The 20,080-nt window shown below is 39.9% G+C and carries 16 protein-coding genes; 7 read left to right on the forward strand and 9 right to left on the reverse strand.

Going from position 1 to position 20,080, the window contains the following annotated elements:
* Positions 1–43: 43 nt before the first annotated feature.
* From F3059_RS09530 to F3059_RS09565, 8 genes are all read right to left on the reverse strand, one after another.
* Entirely contained in the window at positions 44–916 is an 873-nt protein-coding gene (locus F3059_RS09530) for a hypothetical protein (protein ID WP_151168609.1), read from the reverse strand.
* 54 nt (positions 917–970) lie between these two features.
* A complete protein-coding gene (locus tag F3059_RS09535; RefSeq protein ID WP_151168611.1) occupies positions 971–1,498 on the reverse strand; it encodes a dihydrofolate reductase in 528 nt (175 codons plus the stop codon).
* On the reverse strand, positions 1,498–2,157 hold the full coding sequence (locus F3059_RS09540) for an NAD-dependent epimerase/dehydratase family protein (RefSeq protein WP_151168613.1): 660 nt from the start codon (positions 2,155–2,157) through the stop codon (positions 1,498–1,500). The genes F3059_RS09535 and F3059_RS09540 overlap by 1 nt, the downstream gene beginning before the upstream one ends.
* Positions 2,154–3,059, reverse strand: a complete 906-nt coding sequence (gene thyA / locus F3059_RS09545) for a thymidylate synthase (RefSeq protein ID WP_151168615.1) — start codon at positions 3,057–3,059, stop codon at positions 2,154–2,156. Before thyA ends, F3059_RS09540 begins: the two co-directional genes overlap by 4 nt.
* Before the next feature lie 58 nt (positions 3,060–3,117).
* Positions 3,118–4,419 carry a NupC/NupG family nucleoside CNT transporter gene (locus F3059_RS09550; protein ID WP_151168616.1) on the reverse strand — a complete coding sequence of 434 codons (1,302 nt, stop codon included), beginning with the start codon at positions 4,417–4,419 and terminating at the stop codon, positions 3,118–3,120.
* An 89-nt stretch (positions 4,420–4,508) separates the two neighbouring features.
* Positions 4,509–5,105 carry a bifunctional nuclease family protein gene (locus F3059_RS09555; protein WP_151168618.1) on the reverse strand — a complete coding sequence of 199 codons (597 nt, stop codon included), beginning with the start codon at positions 5,103–5,105 and terminating at the stop codon, positions 4,509–4,511.
* Between the two features lie 42 nt (positions 5,106–5,147).
* The gene (locus F3059_RS09560) at positions 5,148–6,116 is read right to left on the reverse strand and encodes an electron transfer flavoprotein subunit alpha/FixB family protein (protein ID WP_151168620.1); all 969 of its coding nucleotides are present in this window, start codon (positions 6,114–6,116) and stop codon (positions 5,148–5,150) included.
* A 2-nt stretch (positions 6,117–6,118) separates the two neighbouring features.
* Entirely contained in the window at positions 6,119–6,859 is a 741-nt protein-coding gene (locus F3059_RS09565) for an electron transfer flavoprotein subunit beta/FixA family protein (RefSeq protein WP_151168622.1), read from the reverse strand.
* A gap of 177 nt (positions 6,860–7,036) precedes the next feature.
* Between F3059_RS09565 and F3059_RS09570 the strand changes: the two genes are divergently transcribed.
* Entirely contained in the window at positions 7,037–8,017 is a 981-nt protein-coding gene (locus F3059_RS09570; protein WP_151168624.1) for a pyruvate dehydrogenase complex E1 component subunit beta, read from the forward strand.
* 173 nt (positions 8,018–8,190) lie between these two features.
* Complete coding sequence (locus F3059_RS09575) at positions 8,191–10,959, forward strand: sodium-translocating pyrophosphatase (protein WP_151168626.1); 2,769 nt, start codon at positions 8,191–8,193, stop codon at positions 10,957–10,959.
* Positions 10,960–11,007: 48 nt separating this feature from the next.
* On the opposite strand, the gene F3059_RS09580 is transcribed toward F3059_RS09575, so the two are convergent.
* Positions 11,008–11,445 carry a Rieske (2Fe-2S) protein gene (locus F3059_RS09580; RefSeq protein WP_151168628.1) on the reverse strand — a complete coding sequence of 146 codons (438 nt, stop codon included), beginning with the start codon at positions 11,443–11,445 and terminating at the stop codon, positions 11,008–11,010.
* A gap of 14 nt (positions 11,446–11,459) precedes the next feature.
* On the opposite strand from F3059_RS09580, the gene F3059_RS09585 reads away from it, so the two are divergent.
* The 5 genes from F3059_RS09585 to F3059_RS09605 all read left to right on the forward strand — a co-directional run bounded on the left by F3059_RS09585 (position 11,460) and on the right by F3059_RS09605 (position 20,068).
* The gene (locus F3059_RS09585; protein WP_151168630.1) at positions 11,460–11,762 is read left to right on the forward strand and encodes a hypothetical protein; all 303 of its coding nucleotides are present in this window, start codon (positions 11,460–11,462) and stop codon (positions 11,760–11,762) included.
* A 2-nt stretch (positions 11,763–11,764) separates the two neighbouring features.
* On the forward strand, positions 11,765–12,262 hold the full coding sequence (locus F3059_RS09590) for a hypothetical protein (RefSeq protein WP_151168632.1): 498 nt from the start codon (positions 11,765–11,767) through the stop codon (positions 12,260–12,262).
* A 35-nt stretch (positions 12,263–12,297) separates the two neighbouring features.
* Positions 12,298–15,177, forward strand: coding sequence for a sensor histidine kinase (locus tag F3059_RS09595; RefSeq protein WP_151168634.1), 2,880 nt, complete (start codon positions 12,298–12,300; stop codon positions 15,175–15,177).
* Entirely contained in the window at positions 15,149–15,883 is a 735-nt protein-coding gene (locus tag F3059_RS09600; RefSeq protein WP_151168636.1) for a LytR/AlgR family response regulator transcription factor, read from the forward strand. The genes F3059_RS09595 and F3059_RS09600 overlap by 29 nt, the downstream gene beginning before the upstream one ends.
* A gap of 294 nt (positions 15,884–16,177) precedes the next feature.
* Positions 16,178–20,068, forward strand: a complete 3,891-nt coding sequence (locus tag F3059_RS09605; protein WP_151168638.1) for a TonB-dependent receptor — start codon at positions 16,178–16,180, stop codon at positions 20,066–20,068.
* Positions 20,069–20,080 lie beyond the last annotated feature (12 nt).

Consider the following 20,080-nt stretch of genomic DNA (forward strand, 5'->3'; position numbering starts at 1 on the left):
ACCCTTCCCTGATCGTTGAGATTGCGGAAGGGTTTTTTATTTCTTACAAAGGAAACTTAACCGTCTCAGTAGTATTGTAAAACGATACGGAGAAACTGCTGCTGCACGAACCGCTAAAGTTAATTTCTCTTGTAGCAATATTGGGTGCATTTAGAGTAGCCATTCCCTGCATAGGGTTTTTGCAGGTATAGGTTATCATCCAGTCTTCTTTGAATTGAGAGCTGAATTGCTGACCTCTAAAACTAATGCCTCCGTAACTTCCCGATCCTGAGAACCCATCATCTTCAGCTAAATAAGGAGTAAAGCTCCCTGTGGTGAATTTCATTGTATCGGTAAAATTGAAATACATTTTTTGAGTTTTAATGCCTTGTCCAAGTCGCAGAATTCTGGCATCAGTTAGTTTTCTCAAAATTCCTTCAGTTAGGGTCGTTGAATCGGCCGTATTGATGTCCATCTCTCCCAAAAGTTCATAATTTCCAATTTGATGGAAGTCAAATGAAACTCTCATCGAAAGTGTTGAGTCGTAAGGTGCGTAAAGCCACACACGAAGTCTTCCTTTTTTAGGGTAATCCCGATCTGTGATTTTGAGCTCTTCACCGTAATTGATCAATATTTCTCTCGGGTAACCAAATGTGGCATTTTGAGTGAGCATTAATGTATCGTCTTCCCGAGGGAGGTATAGTGTATCATCAGTGCTTAAAAGTGTGTCGTTAATCAGTATTTCATGAATGCTCAAAAATGCTTCGTTGTACAGCTTTATGACCCTCACCATATCAGTTGATGCTACAGTAGTGTCATCGTTTTCGCGCACGCTGTCATTACAGGAAACGGAGAGTACAACAACAGCCAGCATAGCAAGTATAGTTGTGGTTCTGACTGTTAGGTTATGGTAATTTACTGATAGAAAATCTTTCATAGTGAAACTGGTTGATAGTTCAAACTTAACCGATTGTCGCTAAAAATAATGATTTTATTGCGAAAGATTGTTTTTGTCCCACACACAAAAACTAAAACTGTATTTGTGGCGGTGATCTGGATCGAGATCTTCCTTACTCACGAGCTTCCATTTTTCCTCATCAAATTGCGGAAAAAACGTATCGCCATCAAACTTTTCATGAACACGTGTAATGTGCATTCGGTCAACTAGATTTTGCTCAAGTGCCATTTTGTAAATCTGTCCGCCTCCAATGATAAAAGGTTCTTCATCACCTGCTTTTTCAGCAGTTTCTAAGGCTTCATTGAGTGAGTGAACAACTGTTGCTCCATCTGCCCGGAAGGACTTGTCACGAGTAATAACGACATTGTCTCGACCTTTTAATGGTCTGAATTTTAGCGGGATAGAGTCCCAGTTTTTACGACCCATGATAACCGTGTGGCCGGCTGTAGTATCTTTGAAATACTTCAAATCGCGCGGTAAGTACCAAATAAGGTCGTTATCTTTTCCAATCACCCCATTTTCCGCAACTGCAACGATTAATGAAACACGCTTAAAAGCCATTATTTATGATGTTTTTGAATATCAATTGGAGAAATATAAGTCAGTTTGTCTTTCACGGTCAGAGCCGAATGAATCATCGTCTCCGCAACTTGCCCAACGTGAACCGGACGCTGTTTTTTAAGCGGGCCAACGAGCAATGGTTTCAGGAATTTTAAAACCTTGTATCCCAGGTTTTCGCCAAAACGCGAATCTGGCCGAGATGCTCCGTAAAGAAGTGACGGCTGAATAATAACGAGCTGATCAAAGCTGAGGTTTTTCAAAGCTTCTTCAATCTGCCCTTTGACTTTCATGTAAAAAAACATCGAGTTTTTGTCAGATCCGTGAGCTGAAACCAGCAAGAATTTTTTCACACCAATTGATTTAGCCCATTTGGCAAAATGCAGGACATAATCGAAATCGACTTTTTTGAATTCCTCTTTCGATCCGGCTTGCTTCATTGTTGTACCTAGCGAGCAAAATGCGACATCTGCACTTATGTTTAGCTCATTATTATGAAGCTGGTCAAAGTCGATGATATGATTTTGTGTCTTTGGGTTCTGAAAGTCAACATCACGCCTGTTGAGGCAATGGATCTGACCAAAGTCATTATTGCTTTCTAGCTTTTCCACGAGCTTTTTTCCAATAGCCCCAGTACTTCCTGCAACTACAGCATTGATCATACTGCAACTGGGGCTTTAATGGCCGGCCATGGATCGTAGTTTTCGAGGCTGAAATCATCAAATTTGAAATCGAAAACACTTTTAACTTCCGGGTTGAGCTTCATTGTGGGTAGTGGTTTAATATCTCTGCTCAAAAGTTCTTTTGCCTGTTCTACGTGGTTGGAGTAAAGATGGACATCACCAAAAGTGTGAACAAATTCTCCGGGTTTTAGACCTGTTCCCTGGGCTACCATTTGAGTGAGTAAAGCATAAGAAGCAATGTTGAAAGGTACTCCTAAAAATGTATCGGCACTTCTCTGGTAGAGTTGGCAACTGAGCTTACCATTGCGCACGTAAAACTGGAACATGGTGTGGCACGGAGGAAGTCCGGCTTTTGCCATCTCTTCAATTTCAGCAGCATTCCAGGCACTTACGATGAGTCTGCGCGAATTTGGGTTTCGTTTGATTTCTTCCGTTACCCATTTCAGTTGATCAGTACCGTTGAAGTCGCGCCATTGTTTGCCGTAAACCGGTCCCAATTCACCGTATTTTTGTGCAAATTGATCATCCGTTTTGATTTTTTCGACAAATTCTTTCTTCGCTTTTTTCCATTCATCAGAGTATTTAGGCAGTTTTTCATCCAGTTCATTGTCTGATAGCCATTTTTGAAAAGGCCATTCATTCCAAATATTGACTCCGTTTTGAACTAAATACCTGATGTTGGTGTCACCCGCAATGAACCACAGCAATTCGTGAATGATGGATTTCAGGTGAACTTTTTTAGTCGTTAAAAGTGGAAATCCTTCTTGTAAATTAAAGCGCATTTGATAACCGAAATGCGAATAGGTTCCCACGCCTGTCCTGTCTTCACGGTACTGGCCGTCATCAAGTAAAAACTGAAGTAACTGATGATATTGTTCCATAATGATGAACTGAAAAAATGATGGAACAAAGTAACATTTTTTGGTTGTCGATTGGAAATTAAATCAGCATACCAACAATTGATGCTGTGAAAAGGCAGGCTAGCGTTCCGCCAACTAGTGCTTTAATTCCCAGATTTGAAAGCAATCCTTTTCTATTTGGCACTAGAGAGCCAATTCCGCCAATTTGAATTCCGATTGAAGCGAAATTTGAAAAACCACAAAGAATATAAGTTGCCATGACAACACTTTTCTCGTGAGTAAACAACTCTGCAGCTTTCATTTTACCGAGCGTCACATAAGCGTAAAACTCGTTGAGGATTGTTTTTTCTCCGAGTAATTGACCAACAAGAACCACATCATCCCATGGAACACCTAGTACATATGCTATTGGTGCAAACAAATAACCGATAACAAACTGGAATGAGAAGTTATCGTAATTCGTATTTTCAGCAATCCATGCGTTGAACCCGCCAAGCTCACCAATCTGTTCCAGGATGTAATTTCCAAAATAGATAAAAGCAGTAAATACGAGCAGCATACCGGCAACATTTACCGCGAGTTTGATTCCGTCAGTAGTGCCGTTTGAAATAGCTTCCAGCACATTAGCACCCATATTTTGCTTTTGCATGCTCACGTTGTCCTCAATCGGTTCAGTTTCAGGGACGAGCATTTTAGCAGCTACGAGTCCGGCTGGGGCACTCATTATAGAAGCTGCCAATAAGTGTTTGGCAAAAAGAATTTTCTCTGCCGGGTCACTACCTCCTAAAAAACCGATGTATGATGCGAGCACTCCACCAGCGATAGTTGCCATGCCACCCGTCATGAGCGCCATCATTTCAGATTTGGTCATTTTCAGTAAGTACGGTTTAACCAAAAGTGGAGCCTCAGTTTGTCCCATGAACATATTACCGGCTGCGGCTAAACTTTCAGCTCCGCTCAGTTTCATGGCCCTTTTCATCACCCATGCAAAACCGTAAACGATTTTTTGCAAGATTCCTAAATAGTAGAGAAGACTAGTCAGAGCCGAGAAAAAGACGATTGTGGGTAATACGTTAAAAGCGAAGTTCATCAGAGCCGGGTCAATTTCACCGGTTTCAAAATTTCGGAATAAAAATTCCGTACCGAAGTAAGTAAATGAAATTACTTTGACGAAAGCCGTGCTGAAAAACTCAAATACATCTGCAACAGCCGGAATTTTCAAGACACCAATTGCAAAAATGAACTGTATGATAAGGCCTTTGATTACCAGCGACCAATTGATGTTTTTGCGTTTTTCGCTCAATAGATAAGCGATAAAAAGCAAAAAAAGGATTCCTATCAATCCTTTAAGTACAGAAACGAAAGTAATGCTGGAAATCATGTGCCTCGATTACCTCACAAAGAAAGTAAAATTATGAGAATGGGAGAGTAGCGGTCTCAAGGTAATGGATTTGGGATCTGACCGAAAAACTAATTCGATTGTCTCTTATCTATTTCATCGCGCAATTTTGAAGCTAGCTCGTAGTTTTCTTCTTCAATTGCTTTGTCGAGCTTGGCTTCTAGTTCTGAAATTGACAGCGCATTCAATCCTTCTTTTTGCTGCTTTGGTTCTGATCCTGTGGATGTCACATCTGTTTGCCCTGCAGCTTCTTCTTCCTCAACCGATATTCCTGCCTGAGACATGATAAATTCGTAAGCGTAAATGGGACATTTGAAGCGCACAGCCAATGCAATTGCATCGGAACTGCGCGCGTCAATTTCTTCTTCTTTAACACCGTTGTCCAGGATGAGCTTTGCGTAAAAAACGCCTTCCACGAGATTGTAGATTATGACTTCTTTGAGTTTGATATCAAACTGATCGGCCACTGTGAAAAACACGTCATGAGTGAGTGGTCTACTCGGTTTCATCTTTTCCAGCTCAATGGCGATTGCCTGAGCCTCAAAGTTGCCAATAATAATCGGTAGCCTGCGTTTTCCTGCGTCATCACCCAAAATGAGCGCATAAGCTCCCGTTTGAGTTTGACTGTAAGATAACCCTACAATATTGAGTGCTACTTTTTTCTCCATAGAACAAAGCCCAACCGGGCACCTGTGCTTTAGTGAATATGATTAATTCTCAGCCTGAAAAGCTTCGATTGCCTTATTCAACTTGGGAACAACTTCAAATGCGTCACCTACAATACCGTAATCTGCCGCTTTGAAGAATGGTGCTTCAGGATCAGTGTTGATGACAACAATCACCTTACTACCATTAACTCCTGCAAGGTGCTGAATAGCTCCTGAAATACCTACTGCGATATACAGATTAGGGCGAATTGCGATACCTGTTTGTCCCACGTGTTCGTGGTGAGGTCTCCAACCTACATCAGCAACTGGTCTTGAACAAGCAGTAGCTGCTCCTAATTTATTCGCGAGTTCTTCGATCATTCCCCAGTTTTCAGGACCTTTCAATCCTCGTCCTGCAGAAACAACCAAGTCAGCCTCAGTCAATGGGATACCGCCATCAGTATTGGCTTTTTCAACGTTTGTCACGGTAATTCTTGAATCACCGAGGTCTGCGCTGAATTCCTCAACCTGAGCTGTACCATCAACTTCTTCTTTACCCACTGAATTAGGGAGAATTGAGATGACTTTTTTCTCAGTATTCACTTTGTACATAGCGAATGCTTTTCCTGAGAATACGTTCTTTTTCACAACAAAACCATCAGTTGTGTCTGGGTAATCAACAGCACCTGAAACGAGCCCTGCTTTTAATTTTGCACTCAAGATGGGTGCAACACTTTTGCCTGTGAAGTCCTGAGCAAATACGATAATATCAGCGCCTTCTTGCTCAGCTGCTGCAGCTGTTAATTTTGCGAGCTTAGTCGGTAACATGTTCGTTACAGACTTGTTGATCAACACTTTTTTAGCTCCGTATTTACCGAGTGCTTCGAGGTCACCGTTATCCACGTCACCGTAAGTAATAGCAACAGCTTCGCCACCTTCTTTCTCAGCTACTTTAGCAGCATAAGAAACAACTTCGTATGATGATTTTGTGATTTTTCCTTCCTGTGTATCTACAAATGCTAATACTGCCATGATTAAATTACTTTAGCTTCTTTGTGTAATAATTCTACCAACTCTTCAACATTTTCCGGATCAACCAACTTCACATCACCTTTTTCTGGTGGAAGTGCATAAGAAACGACTTCAGTCAATTCTTCAGCGTCAACCGGTTCAACAACTTCGAGCTTTTTACTTCTGGCAGCCATGATACCACGCATGTTAGGAATACGTTGCTCGGCCATGCCTTTAGCAGCACTCAAAACAAATGGAGTTTCAACTTCAAGTGTTTCTTTGCCACCTTGTATATCTCTTACGATAGTTGCTTTGTTGCCATCCAAATCCATCTTAGATGCATTTGATATGTATGGTAAGTCCATGATTTCAGCAACCATTCCGCCAACCTGACTACCGTTGTAATTAATGGTTTCTTTTCCTAAAAGAACCATATCGTAGTCATTTTCTTTGGCGTAATTTGCTATTTGTGAAGCTACGTGAAAAGCGTCTTTTGGTTCTGAATCAATGCGAACAGCATCATCAGCGCCTACTGCTAATGCTTTTCTAATGATCGGATCCACATCTTCCTTCCCAACAGTGATCGTTGTAACTGATCCGCCCTGTGCTTCTTTTATTTCAATACCTCTAACAAGTGCGTACCACTCGTCATATGGGTTTACGATAAACTGAACCCCTGATTCATCAAATTCTTTATTGTCATTTGTGAACTTGATTTTTGTAGTTGTATCAGGAGCTTTGCTAATTCCTACTAATATTTTCATTGTTAATTGTTTTAACGGTAAAAATCAAAGCGATTACAAAACTAACCAAATTAAGTGCAGTCTAAAAACTGATATCATAAAAAGTATGCATGCATAAGAAGTACCTTACTTAATTAAACAAGATTGTTGCTGAAGGGTTTATTTTTTACATTTGCGCCACTTGAAATATTACGAATAATGAGAGAAATCCAATTCAGAGAGGCTATAAAAGAAGCCATGTCAGAGGAAATGAGAAAAGACGAGAACGTCTTCCTCATGGGTGAAGAAGTAGCCGAATATAACGGAGCTTACAAAGCATCTCAGGGTATGCTCGATGAATTTGGCTCTAAAAGAGTCATCGATACACCAATTTCAGAGCTCGGTTTTGCGGGCATTGGTGTGGGAGCAGCAATGAACGGATTGCGACCAATCGTTGAGTTTATGACCTGGAACTTTGCTATTCTCGCAGCAGATCAGGTGATCAACTCGGCTGCGAAAATGCTTCAAATGAGTGGCGGACAATACAATGTGCCAATCGTGTTCAGAGGTCCAAACGGACAGGCGGGACAGCTCGCAGCAACTCACTCGCAGGCTTTTGAATCAATGTACGCTCACGTACCGGGTCTGAAAGTGATTACTCCGAGTAATCCTTACGATGCTAAAGGACTTTTAAAGTCTGCAATTCGTGATGACGACCCTATTGTTTTCATGGAGAGTGAAAAAATGTACGGTGATAAAGGCGAAGTACCTGATAGCGAATATCTGGTTCCTATTGGTAAAGCTGATGTGAAGAAAGAAGGATCTGATGTGACAATTGTTTCCTTTGGGAAGATCATGAAAGTGGCTCTTCAAGCGGCTGAAGAACTTGAAAAAGAAGGAGTTAGCGCTGAAGTGATTGATTTGAGAACAATCCGCCCTTTGGATTACGAAACAATTATTCAGTCGATCAAGAAAACAAACCGACTCGTAATTTTGGAAGAGAGCTGGCCGATGGCTTCCATCTCAACTGAAATTTCTTATGTCGTTCAGAGCCAGGCGTTCGATTATCTCGATGCACCTATTCGCAGATTAACGCAGGCCGATACTCCATTTGCATTTGCTAAAGAACTCATCGATGAAGCTCTTCCGGGAGTTGAAGATGTTGTGAAAGCAGCAAAAAAATCAAAGTACTTGATATAGATCAATATTTTACGTCAAAATAGAAAAAGGCTGTTTCCTCATGGATTCAGCCTTTTTTCGTTTTATAACGGTTCAAAAAAGCATCTCTTTAATTTATTCTATATTTGAGACTTTTGAAATTTTTCAGAACCTAAACCTTAATTTAATAAACATTATTTCAAAAGTATTTTGATATGGAAAATCTAGTGTACCTATTACCGCTTTTTGGAGTAGTAGCTCTAATCTACATGGTCTTTTTGAGTAGATGGGTGAACAAGCAGGATTCAGGAGAGTCAAGAATGAAAGAACTCGCAGCATTCATCAGAGAGGGAGCACTCGCTTTTCTCAGTGCTGAGTATCGTGTTCTGACCATTTTCGTGATTGTTGCCGGAGCATTACTCGGACTCATTTCTTTTCTCGTTCCCACAACGCATTGGTTCATCGTAGTCGCGTTTGTGATTGGAGCTGTTTTTAGTGCGGTAGCAGGAAATATTGGAATGCGTATCGCCACAGCAGCAAATGTGAGAACCACTCAGGCCGCAAGATCTAGCTTGCCCAAAGCACTCAAGGTTTCGTTTTCAGGCGGAACTGTAATGGGGCTTGGTGTTGCAGGGTTAGCAGTGTTTGGTCTCAGCTTTTTGTTTTCCATTCTCTTTTCATGGTTCATGGGTGGAACATGGACAAACACGCATGACATGACGCTAGTATTAGAGGCGCTTGCCGGATTTTCATTAGGTGCAGAGTCTATCGCGTTATTCGCTCGTGTAGGTGGAGGAATCTACACCAAAGCTGCTGATGTTGGAGCTGATCTCGTTGGTAAAGTTGAAGCCGGAATTCCTGAAGATGATCCGCGAAACCCGGCTACTATCGCAGATAACGTTGGTGACAATGTTGGTGACGTTGCCGGTATGGGAGCAGACCTTTTTGGGTCTTACGTAGCTACAATGCTCGCGGCAATGGTTCTGGGTAATTACGTTATCACTGATATGGGCGGTAGCATCAACGATGCTTTTAATGGAATTGGTCCAATTCTGCTTCCCGTAGCAATTGCAGGTGTTGGTTTGATTTTTTCCATCATCGGAACTTTGTTCATAAAAATAAAAGACAATGACGCCAAAGAATCTAAAGTTCAGGCTGCATTGAACCGCGGAAACTGGTCAGCGATTATTCTTACTGCTGTAGCAGCCTATTTCCTTATCGCATGGATGCTTCCTGAAACACTCACGATGAACTTCTTTGGAATGGGAGTTTCTGATGTTGATAGCATGAATGTTTTTTATGCTGTTTTGGTAGGTCTTGCTGTTGGTGGAGCCATTTCATATTTTACTGAGTATTATACAGGTCTCGGTAAAAAACCTGTTATGAGTATCGTTCAGAACTCATCGACAGGTGCGGCAACTAACATAATTGCTGGTCTGGGCGTGGGGATGATCTCTACATTTTCATCAGTTTTATTATTTGCCGGTGCAATTTGGGGCGCTTACACGCTTGCAGGTTTTTACGGAGTAGCAATCGCAGCATCAGCCATGATGGCGACAACAGCAATGCAATTAGCAATTGATGCTTTTGGTCCGATCGCGGATAATGCCGGAGGTATAGCCGAGATGTCTGAATTACCTGAAGAAGTAAGAACGAGAACTGATATCCTCGATTCAGTTGGAAACACAACCGCTGCCATTGGTAAAGGGTTTGCTATTGCTTCTGCGGCTCTGACCGCTTTAGGGCTTTTTGCAGCATATGTAACATTCACCGGAATTGACGGAATCAACATCTTTAAAGCAAATGTTCTCGCTGCGCTTTTTGTTGGCGGGATGGTTCCAGTTGTATTCTCAGCTCTTGCCATGAACTCTGTTGGTAAAGCGGCAATGGAAATGGTAAAAGAAGTACGCAGGCAATTCAAAGATATTCCTGGGATTATGGAATCAAAAGCACAACCAGAGTATGGTAAATGTGTTGATATTTCAACTCAGGCTGCTCTCCGTGAAATGATGCTTCCCGGAGCAATGACAATTTTTATTCCTATTGTAATTGGATTTGCGATGGGCCCTGAACCACTTGGTGCTTACATGGCAGGTGTTGCTGTTTCAGGAGTCCTTTGGGCAATCTTTCAAAACAATGCCGGTGGAGCATGGGACAACGCCAAAAAATCATTTGAAGCCGGAGTGGAAATCGATGGTGAAATGACTTACAAAGGTTCTGAAGCACACAAAGCTGCCGTTACGGGTGATACTGTTGGTGATCCGTTTAAAGATACTTCTGGCCCATCGATGAATATTTTGATCAAATTGACTTGCCTAGTAGGGCTGGTAATTGCGCCAATCTTAGGTCAGGTTTACGGTGGAGGAGAAGCCCACGGTGAAGGAATAACGAATAGTGAAGAGGCTTATATTGAGGAAGAGATCAAAGAGATGGAAGCAGAAGAAGCTTCAAAAGATCTTTCTCAAATATCTGGCTTGTGGGCAATCGATGGCGATCACACTTACATTGATTTTGAAATCAGACACCTGTTGTCCACATCTAAAGGGAATTTTGGTGATGTGAGTGGATCATTTGAAGTTGGAAAAGATATCAGGAACAGTAAAATTGATATCGCAATAGATGCAGCTTCAATCAATACACGAAATGAAAAACGAGATAACCACTTAAGAGGTGAGGACTTCTTCCATGTTGAGAAATATCCAACAATCAAATTCAGCTCAAGTGATGTTGAGAAAACAGCGGTTGGTTATGTAGCTCACGGAGAATTGAGCATGCGAGGAGTTACTCGAGAAGTTGACCTTCCCTTTACATTTGCCGGTGTTGAAGAGTCTCCTTACAAAGAGGGTTTGATGATAACTGGTTTTGAAGGGGAGTTGACAATTGATCGAAACGATTACGATCTCGGTTACCAGCCTGCTCCCGGAATGTTAGGTAAAGAAGTGACAATTCACTTTGATGCTGAAGCACAACAGATGCAGGAGTAAAAAGTATCAATATAAAGATATAGGCCGTCCGGTTATGGATGGCCTTTTTTAATTGTACACATCGAGGTAAGTGCCGTCAAAGTTTGTTTTGTACTGCTTGAGAGGTTGAGTAGCTGGCCCTTTTTGAACTGAACCATCATAAATAGAAAAACGCGATCCGCTGCACGGATCTTCAGCAGCAATATTCGTTGAGTCAACAAAAACCTGGCAACCATCATCAGGCTTGTATGGAGAATGACGATCATAGGCGTTGAACTCATTAGGCCCCTGCCTGTAAATTAAGATTCCGCGACTCCCTCCTGAGTAATATTCCCAGCCTCCGGTTGCCTGGAGGTCAAAATTTGCAGGATTATTGACATTAATCCTCAGGTTAACCCGAACACGAGGGATATTCGTACTCTGTTCGTTTTTATTACATTTGGTTTGGGTGAAAAGCAAGACTATTGCTATTAACCAAACACGTACGGCATAGCCTGCGTACTTCATGAAAAATTCTTTTTATGGTAAAACGCTTTTTACAAACGTTAATTGTGCTATTTTTATTGGTCGGAACCACAGCTGTTCACGCCCAGGACAAAAAGAAAACGAAGATACCAAAAGATAAAGAAAAGTACGCTGAAGAAAAGGCGAAGGAGCAAAAGGAAAAACAAAAGGAAGTTCGAGAAGAACTGAAAGAAAGACACAGAGAGTTACAAAGTAAAGAAACCCAAAAGCGGATGAAACGCTCTAAAAGGCGTTCTGAAAGAATGAGAAAAGGAAAGCGCAAAGTGCCTTTTTGGAAACGCTGGTTTAGGAGACATTGATCATGGAAGATATTAGTAATTATTTTTACCTCATTTTTCTCGTTATCAGCTTGATATTGGGAGCTTTTGGGAAAAAAAAGAAAAAAGGATCTGAGGGTAAGGCTTCTAATTCAAATTTCATCAATGACTTTTTGGATGAGCTCGACCCGGCCGGTGGTCGCGGATCTGACCAAAAAGTGCAGGAGCCGGTTCAACAACGGTCAGAACCGGAGCCAGAGCCGGCAATGGAGAATCCTCAAACTGATGTGAGCGACTCAAGAAAGCCTTTATCTGAGTTGGTGAAAGATAATGATGTGAGCAGAAAAGCCAGGGAGTTGCGTCAAAGAAGTCGCAAAGAGATTATATCAGCTGATACTGAAATGGATTTTCGTAAACAGCCGGGCAGAGTCAAATCAGTTACAAGTAGAAAAGCTTTAAAACATCATCCTCTCGATGATATTGACTTTGATATAAAAAATGCAGTAATTTATGATGCAATTTTGAATAGGCCCAAATTCTGATCATTAGACCAAAATATTATCTGTCAATTATTATTTTGCTCACGTTCGTTTCGTTGAACCTGAGAGCTCAATCCTACTATTTTAAATCTTACAATGTTGAAGATGGTTTACCTTTTATAAAGGTGAACAGTATTGCACAAGCTCCTGATGGGACTCTTTGGCTGGGAGGTTATGCGGGAATAGCCAGGTATGACGGATTGTCTTTTAAATCCCCCAGGCTTAAAAACGAAATCATTCATTCAAATGTATCTGTCCTCAGGTCTGATGGAGAGTCTATTTGGGTTGGTACAACAAAAGGGGTTTCACGAATAATCAACGATACGGCAATTAATTTTGATGTATCCAATGGATTGAGCGAATTGCAGGTTAGGGATATCGTAGTATCAATAAAAGGCGTTCACATAATACACCCTAATTCGATAACTGTCTTTCGAAAAGGAGTTCCAGTTGATACGATAAAAGCGGTTAAAGGTGAGAAATTTCGTGTTGCTACCTGGCACCGAGGAACGCTTTGGATTGGATCTGATCGTGGGTTGCTAAAAATGAATGATGCAGACAGCCTCGCGCCCGTTTCGTTTTCAAGTCAGTTTAGAGCCAGAGTCCATGCATTTGAAGTTGTGGGGGACAAACTGTATTTCGGATCTGACCATGGGTTACACAGCACGAAAAATGGAGATACATTCGACACTTTTGGCGTGAAGGAAGGATTGCTGGGAAGTGCAGTAAGTGAAATTATTCAAAAGGATTCAAACGCTCTTTGGGTATCCACAGAGCTAGGACTCAATCAAATAAAAAATAATGAAGTTAGCTTATTGTTTGTAAGTGATCATCCAGGCAGTAATCAGGTTAAAACTTTCTTTTCAGATTATGAAAACAACACATGGATTGGTACCGACTTCGGCCTATATAAATCTGTGGGGAATGCTTTTGAGCACTTTTCTTACAAAGATGGGTTGAGGAGTAACTTTATTTATGGTATTGATTCAGATTTAAAGGGTGATATATGGCTGGCTACTGAAAGTGAAGGGCTGTACAAGTATAATGGAAGAAACTTTACCGGCTATTCAGTTTATCATGGCTTACCTAATAACAAGGTGAGGAGTGTCTATTCAAGAGGCGATAGTTTGTTGATAGGTACAATGAATGGATTTGTTATTCGTGAGAATGGTGTTTTTAAGCAGGTGAAAAATGGTAGAATCCCAGCCTACAGTATTCGTGATATTGATGGATATGGTATATTAATAGGAAGTGAATCTGGAATAGCACGGTTTGAAAATGACAGCATTAGCTGGCTTTACAGAGATAGCGCAAACAGTTACAATGTTTGGGATATTGTTAAAACAGGAGATTCAACTCTGTGGATAGGTACTTATGAAGGTGGATTGCTTCAATACAAAAACGGTGAGCTGATAGATGGGAATGCTGCATCCGGTGTGCCTTTTTCTCAGCATATTGCTATTGCAAAAGATTATAAGGAGAATCTTTGGATTTCATCATTTGATGGGGTCTATCATTATGACATTAAGAATCAAAAGGTGAGGAGGTTTAGCACAGATCATGGACTGAGCTCAAACCTTATTTATACATTAGAAATAGATGAAACCAATAATTTGTGGATTGGATCAAACCAGGGAGTTAATAAAATTGATTTAGAAGATTATTATCAATTTGATCGTATTCATTTTGCGGCTTATGGCATTAACGAAGGGTTTGTTGGAGTAGAGTCTAATGCTAATGGATTATTCATAGATGAAAATCAAAACGTTTGGTTGGGCACTGTAAATGGACTCATGCGTTTAGATCCATCAAGACTTCAACAAAACCAAAAAGAACCCAGACTACACATTACCGCAATCGAGCTCTTTTATACCGATACCAATCTACTCGATGGCGTTCACTTGCCGCATGACCAAAATACAATCAGTTTTCAGTACAATGGGATTTCTTTGACCAATCCAGAAAAAGTGCGCTATCGAATCAAGCTGGAAGGATACAGTGAGTGGTCACCGGTTACAGATAAAAGAGAAGCAACATACAATAATTTGCCACCAGGCGATTACACTTTCAAAGTGTTGAGTTCAAATAATGCAGGAGTGTGGAATGAAGAACCAGAAACTTTTTCCTTCACAATAGAAAAACCATTTTGGCAAACCACATGGTTTAGGATAGCAGGAGTAGGATTTGTACTGCTTTTACTCTTTACGTTTTATCAATTGCGAGTCAATAAAATTAAAAGACAGTCAGATCTCGAAAGGAAGTTAGATAACCTCAAACTTCAGGCGCTTCGCTCGCAAATGAATCCGCACTTCATCTTCAATTCAATGAATAGTATCCAGCATTTCATTAATAGTAATGAAAAGCGCGAAGCAAATTATTACCTGACAAGATTTGCGTCATTAATGCGTAAAACACTTGAAAACTCAAGGCAAACAGCCATTTCGCTAGAGTCAGATTTAGAGGCATTAAAGCTATATATTCAACTAGAGCAGTTGCGCTTCCCAAATAAATTTGATTTTGAGTTGAACATAGATAAAGGTGTAGATTCAAGACAAACTTTAATACCTCCTATTCTCATACAACCTTTTGTGGAGAATGCTGTAATTCATGCCTTTAAAGATGTTGAATACAAAGGAGTGATCAAAGTTTCGTTAAAAAAAGACAAAGGAAATTTAGTTTGTATTATTGAAGACAATGGAATTGGATTGAGCGAGGCATCAAAAAAACAAGTACATTCAACTCATAAATCAGCAGCAATGGATATCATGAACGAAAGAGTTGACACATTATCAGTATTGTATAAAACTAAACTTGATATTGAGGTTGTTGATTTGAAAGATCAAGGATCATTAGGAACGAGAATAATATTAAAAATACCTGTTATAGACCATGAAAACCCTAACATGCATATTAGTTGATGACGAGGAAAAAGCTCGAGACAATTTGGAAAACCTTATAAAGGAGTATGTCAATAAACTTCAAATTGTAAAAAAGTGCAGTAATATTACTGAAGCATCAAAAGCAATTGACGATTACGATCCCGATATTATTTTTTTGGATATTGAAATGAATACCGCAACCGGCTTTGATCTTTTAGAGAAACTCAAAGACGATTGGTACAATGTCATTTTTGTTACTGCACACGATGAATACGCTGTCAAAGCATTCCGTTATTCAGCAACAGATTACCTTCTCAAGCCCATTGACATTGATGAGCTCGTAGAGTCAGTAGAGAAAATCCGTACTGGTCAGAGCCAAAAAGAGCAGGCTCTGGAGGTTACCGCTGGATCTGACCGTGATGTGAAAAAGCTAGCAGTTCCAATTCACGATGGAGTTAAACTAGTCAATATAGATGAGATAATTCGCTTTGAGGGAACTGGCAATTACACTGATGTATTTACCGATGAAGGAGATAAAGGCACATTTTCAAAAGGGATAAAGCATTTTGAAGAAATGTTGGCAAACAAAAACTTCATTCGAGTACACCGCTCACATTTAGTCAATATAAATTTTATCAAAGAGTATCATAAAGGAAGAGGAGGCTTTGTCATCCTAAAAGACGGCACACAGCTGGAAGTATCGCGTAGAAGGAAGCATGATTTGATGGATAAAATGATCAGTTAACGATAAAAAAAGCCCGAATACGAAATTTTTTCTACCGAAATCACTTTGTCACTTGTTAAGAGACCTTAAATTCGCGACCTTTATTCTGTATTTAACAGTAGTTAGAAAAATAACAAAAAGTGATTTTTGTTCGCCTTTTAAATAAGCGTAATGATGTTTTAAAAAGCTGTTAATCAAAATGATGGTGTGAGGCCATGATAATTGATTTGTATTTGGCTTTTAGTTTTATATATCTTTACGCGCCTTTTTTAGACGTTGAGGGATGTCAAAATTCACGTTATTAAACCTTAAAATATGTTAAGAAAGTTACTTTTAACGGTAGTGGTTATCTTGGTGAGCCAGTCAGTTATGTTCGCACAAACTGGACAGGGTTCTATTCAGGGTAAAGTGTTGGATCAAAAAACAGGAGAGCCTGTTGCGTTTGCTAATATTGTATTAGAGCGTAATGGTGTGCAGCAAGCAGGAACGTCAACTGACTTTGACGGGAAGTATAACATCAAGCCGATAGAGCCTGGTACATATACCGTGAAGGCGACTTTTGTCGGTTTTCAGCCTAAAGCAATTCAAGGTGTTAAGATTAATTCTGGAAAGATTACATTTCTCGATATTAAAATGTCATCTTCTGTTGAGAACCTTGAGGAATTTGAGGTTGTAGATTATAAAGTTCCTTTGATTGAGAAGGATAACACATCTGCTCAAACAACAATTACGAAAGAAGATATTGATAAAATGCCAACTCGTGGTGCTACTGGATTAGCACAAACTGTTGGTGGTGTTTATTCGCAGGATGATGGATCAGGAAGTTTGAATATTCGTGGTGCACGTTCTGATGCCAACTACTACTTTATTGATGGTATTAAGGTACGAGGGTCTAATAACCTTCCACAAAGTGCAATTGAAGAAGTTTCTGTAATTACTGGTGGACTGCCAGCTCAGTACGGTGATGTTACCGGTGGAGTTATTAGTATCACTACTAGAGGCCCATCTAAAAACTATTTTGGTAGTGTTGAATACATCACTTCAGGATATAAAATTGGTGATGAGGTTTACGGATTAGATAAATTCGGATATAACCTTTTTGAAGGTAGTGTTTCTGGACCGCTTATCATGAAAAAAGATTCTTCTGGAGAGAAGACAGAACCTTTAGTAGGGTTCTTCCTTTCTGGAAACGTTCAGTCTACTCAGGATCAGCGTCCTTCTATCACCGGTTCATGGAAAGTGAAAGATCAGGCGCTTGCCGAATTGCGTCAGGATCCATTGCGTTATGCTACTCAGGGAACAGGAGCTTTCCAAAATGCTGAGTTTTTGAGATTGAATAGCTTTGAGAAAGTTAGAACTCGTCCTAACAATGCTCAAAACCGTTTTGTAGTAAATGGTAAATTAGACTTCAATACAGGTGAAACTACTAACCTTACATTTGGTGGTAGTTATGAATGGCAACAGGGTAATGTGTATGATTACGATTACTCTTTGTTTAACTATGATCATTTCCCTGAAGAAACAACAACTACATGGAGGGTTTTTGGTCGCTTTACTCAGCGCTTTAACAACAGCACTGATGAAGATAATGAGAGCTTGATTAAAAATGCATATTATACTGTTCAGGCAGATTACAGTCAGAATAACTTTAGAAGATGGGATGCAAATCACCAGGATAATCTTTGGAATTATGGTTATTATGGTCAGTTTGATACTGAGCAAGCTCGTACTTATGAGTTAAACGAAAACGCTCAGGTTTATTCTCGTTCTAACCCAGACAGTCTGTTGTGGTCTGGACGTGCATTTTTACAGAGTACCTTTACTGATACTTTGATCGGTTTTAGACCATCAAATATTAATAGTGGAGCTGCTGAGTTTACAAACACTTATTATGAACTCTTCGGGTGGCAAGGTTATGATGAAAACGGAGATCCGGTTTTTGATAAAGAACTAGCATCTGATTTTTCAGGTGACAATCAGCAAGGTTCTTTAATCTACAATCCTGAAAATAGTACACTAAGACCTTATTCTTCTGCAGAGAACTTCTTCCTCCGTTCTTACAACAACATTCGTCAAAATGGTGGTTTTGTTAATGGTGATTTAACAGGAAGTAACGCAATTAGTGTAAATGATATTTGGGATAGTCATGCTACACCATTTAATTCTTACACTAAAAACCAAAGAAATCAGTTCCGCTTGAGTGCGACTGGTTCTGCTGATATTAAAAATCACAACATCAGCCTGGGTTTTGAATACGAGCAACGTGTTGACCGTGCTTACGGGATGGCTCCTGCTGGTATGTGGTTCATTGGTCGTTTGAGAACTAACAGTCACCTTGAGCAGTTAAATACTGATGTAGGTGAAATCATTGGTTATTCAAACTCTACACCAATCATCAACTTTGAAAGACAAAATGCGTCACCGGGTGAATATGCTGGTGAAGTGAATAACGATAATCAGTCATTCTTTGACTACAATCTTCGTCAGAGCCTTGGTTTAGATCCAGATGGAAATGATTTCATCGACTTTAACTCTCTATCACCAGAAGATATGGAAGTTGAGTACTTCTCAGCTAATGAGTTGTTGAACAACGGATCTGAACTAGTTTCATACCACGGTTACGATGTATATGGTAATAAAATCAACGATAATCCAAGTATCGATGATTTCTTTAATGAAACTGATGAATACGGTAACTATACTCGTCCTATACCTTCATTCCGCCCTACATATGTAGCTGGTTGGATTCAGGACAAGTTTGCATTTGACGACCTTGTATTTAATGTAGGTTTAAGAATTGACCGTTACGATGCAAATCAGTCAAATCTTGTTGACCCATATGTTCTCTTCCCTACAGTTAGAGCTGGAGAACAAGAGGTTCAATCTTTGGCTGAATCAATGGGAGAATATACTGTTCCAGGTAATATTGGAGATGACTATGTAGTATATGTTGACAATGTTGAAGATCCTTCTTCTATTGTTGGTTACCGTGATGGAGAAACATGGTTTGATGCTCAGGGTGCTGAGCTAGCTGATGGATCTAGCCTTCAAACAACATCAGGAAATGTTGCTCCTTTATTGGTTAATAAACAAAACACAGCATCTAATGACATTACATCAGAATCTTTTGAGGATTACGAGCCTCAATTGAATGTAATGCCGAGGATCTCTTTTTCATTCCCAATTAGTGAAGAAGCATTATTCTTTGCTCACTATGATGTTCTCACAAAACGTCCTGGTGGAAATAGATTGAATCCTCTTGATTATTATTTCCTTGAACAAAGAACAAGTGCTCAAAGAATTAATAATCCTGCACTTCAGCCAGAGCAAACAATCGATTACTCTGTTGGATTTAAGCAAACTTTGAGTAAAAGTTCTGCTATGACGATCGAGGCTTTCTACCGAGAAATGAGAAATCAAATTCAGTTGATTGGTCGTCAACAAGCATTTCCTAAGACGTATACCACATTTGGTAATATCGACTTTGGTACAGTTAAAGGACTTACTTTCTCTTATGACTTGAGAAGAACTAAAAACCTTAAGTTAAGAGCTGCTTATACGCTTCAGTTTGCTGAGGGTACAGGTTCTACTCAAACATCTGCTGCCAACCTTATTCGTGCAGGAAAGCAGAATATTAGAAGTACAACTCCATTGAGTTATGATCAAAGACACGCAATAGTGGCAACTGTTGATTACCGTTACGGTTCTGGAAAAGATTATAATGGTCCAATAGTGTTTGACAAACCAATTTTGAAGAATACTGGAGCCAACTTCCAATTCAACCTTGGGTCTGGAACTCCTTACTCTAAGCAACAAGTTCCAACTGGAAATGGACTTATTTCAGGAGGTGGATCACCAATTATTGATGGAAGTATTAATGGATCACGTTTACCATGGCAGTTTAGAGTTGACGCTAGAGTAGATAGAGATATCAAACTGAAAGTTGGTGAAAATGATAAAGAACTAAACCTTAATGTTTACCTATGGGTTCTGAATGTTCTTAATACTCAAAATATAATTAATGTATACAGAGCAACAGGAACTCCTGATGATGACGGTTATCTAAATGACCCTAGGTTCTCTCAGGACATCAATAGTAGAATTGATACGCAAGCGTTTACGGAGCAATACTTGATGAATATTAATAACTACTACAACTATACGTTGCCAAGAAGGACAAGAATAGGTGTGATTCTAAGTTTCTAAGAATTATGAGAA

This window comes from Salibacter halophilus (genome assembly GCF_008806325.1).
GTDB classification, from domain to species: Bacteria; Bacteroidota; Bacteroidia; order Flavobacteriales_G; family Salibacteraceae; genus Salibacter; species Salibacter halophilus.

Excerpts from the sequence above, each read along its gene's own strand:
- F3059_RS09550 (WP_151168616.1), bottom strand. The coding sequence starts at position 4,419 with ATGATTTCCAGCATTACTTTCGTTTCTGTACTTAAAGGATTGATAGGA.
- F3059_RS09540 (WP_151168613.1), bottom strand. The coding sequence starts at position 2,157 with ATGATCAATGCTGTAGTTGCAGGAAGTACTGGGGCTATTGGAAAAAAG.
- F3059_RS09535 (WP_151168611.1), bottom strand. The coding sequence starts at position 1,498 with ATGGCTTTTAAGCGTGTTTCATTAATCGTTGCAGTTGCGGAAAATGGG.
- F3059_RS09590 (WP_151168632.1), top strand. The coding sequence starts at position 11,765 with ATGGAAGATATTAGTAATTATTTTTACCTCATTTTTCTCGTTATCAGC.
- F3059_RS09530 (WP_151168609.1), bottom strand. The coding sequence starts at position 916 with ATGAAAGATTTTCTATCAGTAAATTACCATAACCTAACAGTCAGAACC.
- F3059_RS09585 (WP_151168630.1), top strand. The coding sequence starts at position 11,460 with ATGGTAAAACGCTTTTTACAAACGTTAATTGTGCTATTTTTATTGGTC.
- F3059_RS09575 (WP_151168626.1), top strand. The coding sequence starts at position 8,191 with ATGGAAAATCTAGTGTACCTATTACCGCTTTTTGGAGTAGTAGCTCTA.
- F3059_RS09580 (WP_151168628.1), bottom strand. The coding sequence starts at position 11,445 with ATGAAGTACGCAGGCTATGCCGTACGTGTTTGGTTAATAGCAATAGTC.
- F3059_RS09560 (WP_151168620.1), bottom strand. The coding sequence starts at position 6,116 with ATGGCAGTATTAGCATTTGTAGATACACAGGAAGGAAAAATCACAAAA.
- F3059_RS09565 (WP_151168622.1), bottom strand. The coding sequence starts at position 6,859 with ATGAAAATATTAGTAGGAATTAGCAAAGCTCCTGATACAACTACAAAA.
- F3059_RS09600 (WP_151168636.1), top strand. The coding sequence starts at position 15,149 with ATGAAAACCCTAACATGCATATTAGTTGATGACGAGGAAAAAGCTCGA.
- F3059_RS09570 (WP_151168624.1), top strand. The coding sequence starts at position 7,037 with ATGAGAGAAATCCAATTCAGAGAGGCTATAAAAGAAGCCATGTCAGAG.
- F3059_RS09555 (WP_151168618.1), bottom strand. The coding sequence starts at position 5,105 with ATGGAGAAAAAAGTAGCACTCAATATTGTAGGGTTATCTTACAGTCAA.
- F3059_RS09605 (WP_151168638.1), top strand. The coding sequence starts at position 16,178 with ATGTTAAGAAAGTTACTTTTAACGGTAGTGGTTATCTTGGTGAGCCAG.
- thyA (WP_151168615.1), bottom strand. The coding sequence starts at position 3,059 with ATGGAACAATATCATCAGTTACTTCAGTTTTTACTTGATGACGGCCAG.